This is a genomic window from Nonomuraea zeae, assembly GCF_005889725.1.
In the GTDB taxonomy this organism is placed as follows: Bacteria; Actinomycetota; Actinomycetes; order Streptosporangiales; family Streptosporangiaceae; genus Nonomuraea; species Nonomuraea zeae.
The window spans coordinates 1-4165 of record NZ_VCKX01000532.1; the positions used below are offsets into that span (position 1 = coordinate 1).

Consider the following 4165-nt stretch of genomic DNA (forward strand, 5'->3'; position numbering starts at 1 on the left):
GGGCGGGGGACGCCTCGTCCCTCCAGATCACCGCGGTGTCGGCGGCGGCCGCCCATCGCGTCGCCGCCCACGACTCGGCCGTGGCCGCGCACCCGTGGCTGGCGAAGGCCACGCGCTACTGTCTCGACCGGATCCAGGAGCTGGAGGAGATGCCGCACGCGTACGTGCTGTCGTTCGCGGTCCTGTTCCTGGACGCGGTGTACGACAGCCAGCCGCGCGCGGCCGACCTGCTCAAGCGGCTCGGCGGCTACATCCCCGACGACGGGCGGGTCCGCGTCGAGGGCGGCACGGAGAACGAGGCGCTGCGGCCCCTGGACTTCGCGCCCTATCCGGGGCGGCCGGTCCGCGACCTGTTCGAGCCGGACGTGATCGGCGCCGACCTCGTCCGGCTGGCGGGGGAGCAGCAGGACGACGGCGGGTGGGTCGTGGACTACGCGCGGATCTCGCCCGCCGGGGCGCTGGAGTGGCGCGGTGCCGCCACGGTCCGTGCCGTCTCGATCCTGCGCGCCAACGGCGTGGTCTGAGAGCGCGCTCCCTGGGCGGCGTGGTCTGAGGGCGCTGGGCTACGAGGCTGTCTGGCGGTGGGCCGACTCTGACTCCTGGGCCATGCGGCGCAGCGTGTCGAGCGCCCTGCCGTACAGGACCGTGCCGAGCACCAGGGCCTCCACGGCCGCGTCACGCGGGCCGTCGAACGGGATGGCGTCCATCTCCACCTCGCGCACCAGCTTCTTCGCCGCCTCCACGTAGGGGGCCAGGTCGCCGGACAGCCCGAGCTGGCGCATCTTGACGAGGGTCTGGGCCAGCTCGTCGCGGGTGGGGGCCTCGGGGTGGACGGTCCAGTCCTGGTCGGTGACGAGCCGATCGACCTCGGCGCGGGCGAGCTGCCAGTCCGCGCCCGGCTCGGGCTCGACGGTGGGGCCGAGGGCCCAGTGGGCGGTGCCGAGCATCTGGTGGGTGGGGAGCGACTCGTCCTCGACGGCGGCGATGATCTTCTTGATCGAGGCCACGGGGAGCCGGCCCACTTCGAGCAGTGCCCGGATCAGGCGGAGTCTGCGCAGGTGGGACTCGTCGTACTCGGCGCGGGTCGCGGCCGTCTGCTCGCCCTGGTGCAGCAGGCCCTCGCGCAGGTAGTACTTGATCGTGGGGAGGGCCACGCCGGACTTGGCGCTGAGCTCGGAGATGCGCATCGTTAGATAATAGCGCTATCCAGCACGGGCCAGATGGCGGGCCGCGCTCACGAGCTCGTGCACGTCGGCCTGGCGGTTCCAGAGGAAGACCACCTCCAGCGGGGGGACGTCCTCCTTGACGGGGACGAACACCACGCTGTCGGGGACGGTCGTGCCCTCGTGAACGCACAGAGCATAACCGCTGCCCGCCCCCACCATGTTGACGACCAGGTCGTGCGTGGCCGCGGAAGGGCCGAGGCGGGGGTGCAGCCGGTGGCGTACGAAGCCCTCCAGGAACCGGCGGGCGCCGGCCACCGCGTCCGACTCCGGCATGATCAGCGGTTCGGCCGCCAGGTCCGACAGGGACACCGCCTCGTGCGCCGCCAGCGGGTGGTCTTTGTGCAGCAGGGCGCGTACGGGGAAGCGGTGCACGAGCATGCGCGCCACGCCCCTCGGCAGCGAGCCCGGCGCGTAGCCGAGCCCGGCCTGCAGGGTGCCGTCCACGATGGAGACGATCTGCTCGGCCGTCCCCATGGGGGCCACCCTCAGGTGGCCGGTCTGGAGCTGGGAGAGCAGGCGGGCGACCACGTCCTCCAGCCCGTCGGCCACGCCCAGGCGGGCGGTCTGGCCCTTGCTCCTGGCGGCGATCACGGCGCGATCGAAGGCGTCCACCGCGACGGTGGCCTGCGCGAGGAACGCCTCGCCCGCCTCGGTGAGCTGCACGCCGCTGGACGAGCGGCTGAACAGCTCGACACCGATCTCCTTCTCCAGTGCCCTGAGCTGCTCCGACAGCGTCGGCTGGGCGATGTGCAGCGCGGCGGCGGCCCGTCGCAGGCTGCCTGCCCGCGCGATCGCCAGCGCGTACCGGACATAGCGTAGATCCATCGCTCACCTCGGCGTGATGATGATGGGCTATCGGTAGATCGCACCTCCGTATTACAAGAGGGGACAGCTCCCGTGAAGATGCCCAGTTACCCGAGGCGGGTGGCGGCTTACGGCGATCAGGCTAAAAGCACTGGTCGGACGGCGTTTTCCGGGGTTTCGTGCAGGCGCTCGGCGAAGTCCTTCGGACGGAAGATGCTGCCATTACGGTCGCCCGTAAACGCCTCGAACGGCACGTCTGGCACCCTCCTGCGGTCGGCCGGGTTTATGCCGGCCATGCCGAGGAGCCGGGCGGGGGTGGATCGGCGGCTTGCCGAGCAAGCGCTTGCCTGGAGCGGTGGGTGCGGGCTAGCGTGAACGGGCCCACCGGCGCGAGCGATCGCGCCCTGTCCTGAGGAGAAGGCATGCAGCCGTTCGCAGGGCGGGCGGCCGTGGCCGGGATCGGGATGACGGCCCTGAGCAGGCAGTCCGGGCGTACCGAGCTGGAGCTGGCGACCGAGGCGTGCCGGGCGGCCTGCGCCGACGCGGGCCTCGTCCCGCGCGAGGTGGACGCGGTGCTCAGCTACCACATGAACGACTCGGCGCCCGTCGTGCAGGTCGCGCGCGCCCTGGGCATCGAGCGGCTCGGCTGGCACAACGACATCGCGGGCGGCGGCACGCAGGCGGCGTCGATCCTGGGTGACGCGGCGATGCTGATACACGCCGGTTTAGCGCGAAATATCTTGATCTATCGGGCGCTGAACGGCCGCTCCGGCACCCGCATGAACACCGCCTCCACCGGCCCTCAGGAGCGGCACACCTACGGCCTGGCGGGCCCGATCCCGCTGTTCGCCCTGGCCGCCACCCGCTACCTGCACGACACCGGGCTCACGGCCGAGCACCTGCACGCCGTCGTCGCCCAGTCCAGGGAGAACGCCAAGGCCAACCCCCGCGCCCTGCGCCGCGAGCCGCTCGGGCTGGCCGACTACCTCGCCCGGCCGTACGTCTGCACCCCGCTCCGCACGGTGGACTGCTGCCAGGAGACCGACGGGGCCTGCGCCCTGCTGGTCAGCGGCGTGCTCGACGGGCCGCGCGTCCGGGCGGTGGTACGCGGCGGTGGACCGGGCTGCTCGTCGATGGACCGCGCTCCCGACGTCACGGCGATCTTCTCGGCCTACGTGGCGCCCATGCTCTGGGAGGCGTCCGGAATGCGGCCCGCGCAGGTGGACGTGGCGCTGCCGTATGACGCGTACTCGTGGCTGGTGCCCAGGCAGTTGGAGGACTTCGGGCTGGTCGAGCGGGGGGAGCTGGGGGCGTACCTGCTGGAGCGCCGGCACGCCTGGGTGAACCCGCACGGCGGCCTGCTCTCCGAGGGGTATGTGCACGGGCTGAACAACGTGGCCCAGGCCGTGCGGGAGCTGCGGGCCGGGCGCGAGGTGGCGCTGGTGACGGGGTTCGGCGGGAGCTACGGGAGCGCCGCGCTGCTCGTGAACTGAAGGGTCCATGGCGGAGAGAGGTGCCGGAACGGTCCGAGGAACGCCTGCCGGGAACCCGATCTACGAAGGCGCCGAGCCGGCCGGCACGACGGGCTGACCTCCTCGCGGGTGCACGAACCGGGGATGGAGCGCCGCGGACTCCCGCGGGTCCAGGAGGGGGCGGGCCGCCAGCCAGGCCGCCGCCCCCGCCGCGTCTCCCGCCGGGACCGCACCCTCCAGCAGGCCCTGTACGGCCTCCCGTACGGGGCCGGCCGCCGTGAGCACGCTGCCGGCGAGCACCAGGGGGAGCGCGGGGTCGCGTACCTGGGAGGCGGTGCGGGCGAGCAGGGCCGCGGCCTCGGCGACGATCGACCCGGCCAGCGGGTCACCGGCCGCGGCGGCCTCGCTTACCAGCGGCGCCAGCTCGGCGAGCGCCAGCGGGGGACGCGCATGCACCGCCGCCGCCAGCCGTGCCACCGGATCCCCGCCCGCGCCGTCGGGCAGCAACCGCCGGACGACCAGCTCCACCAGCAGTCCGCCGGTGCCCCGGCCGCCACCCGGGTCCTCTGCCTCGCGCCCGAAGGCCGGGCCGCGCCCGTCGCCCTCGCCGGATCGGGCGGTGCGGTCAGAGAGGTCGCGGTCCGGGCGGGGGCGGTCAGGGAG

General features: G+C 73.3%; 3 protein-coding genes and 2 pseudogenes. 2 read left to right on the forward strand and 3 right to left on the reverse strand.

Features of this window, described 5'->3' with window-relative positions:
- Window positions 1-524: pseudogene (locus ETD85_RS60565) on the forward strand (hypothetical protein); the annotation flags it as partial.
- Window positions 525-563: 39 nt separating this feature from the next.
- On the opposite strand, the gene ETD85_RS60570 reads toward ETD85_RS60565, so the two are convergent.
- Entirely contained in the window at window positions 564-1187 is a 624-nt protein-coding gene (locus ETD85_RS60570; RefSeq protein ID WP_138698813.1) for a MerR family transcriptional regulator, read from the reverse strand.
- Between the two features lie 15 nt (window positions 1188-1202).
- Window positions 1203-2051 (reverse strand): LysR family transcriptional regulator, encoded by an 849-nt coding sequence (locus tag ETD85_RS60575; protein WP_138698814.1) that lies wholly within the window; start codon window positions 2049-2051, stop codon window positions 1203-1205.
- A 401-nt stretch (window positions 2052-2452) separates the two neighbouring features.
- Here ETD85_RS60575 and ETD85_RS60580 point away from each other — a divergent pair, with 401 nt between their 5' ends.
- Window positions 2453-3523 carry a thiolase C-terminal domain-containing protein gene (locus ETD85_RS60580; protein ID WP_138698815.1) on the forward strand — a complete coding sequence of 357 codons (1071 nt, stop codon included), beginning with the start codon at window positions 2453-2455 and terminating at the stop codon, window positions 3521-3523.
- A 60-nt stretch (window positions 3524-3583) separates the two neighbouring features.
- Here the strand turns inward: ETD85_RS60580 and ETD85_RS64195 are convergent.
- Window positions 3584-4165, reverse strand: a pseudogene (locus ETD85_RS64195) (hypothetical protein); the annotation flags it as partial.

Coding starts and splice junctions, on each gene's coding strand:
- ETD85_RS60575 (WP_138698814.1), bottom strand. CDS start 2,051: ATGGATCTACGCTATGTCCGGTACGCGCTGGCGATCGCGCGGGCAGGC.
- ETD85_RS60580 (WP_138698815.1), top strand. CDS start 2,453: ATGCAGCCGTTCGCAGGGCGGGCGGCCGTGGCCGGGATCGGGATGACG.
- ETD85_RS60570 (WP_138698813.1), bottom strand. CDS start 1,187: ATGCGCATCTCCGAGCTCAGCGCCAAGTCCGGCGTGGCCCTCCCCACG.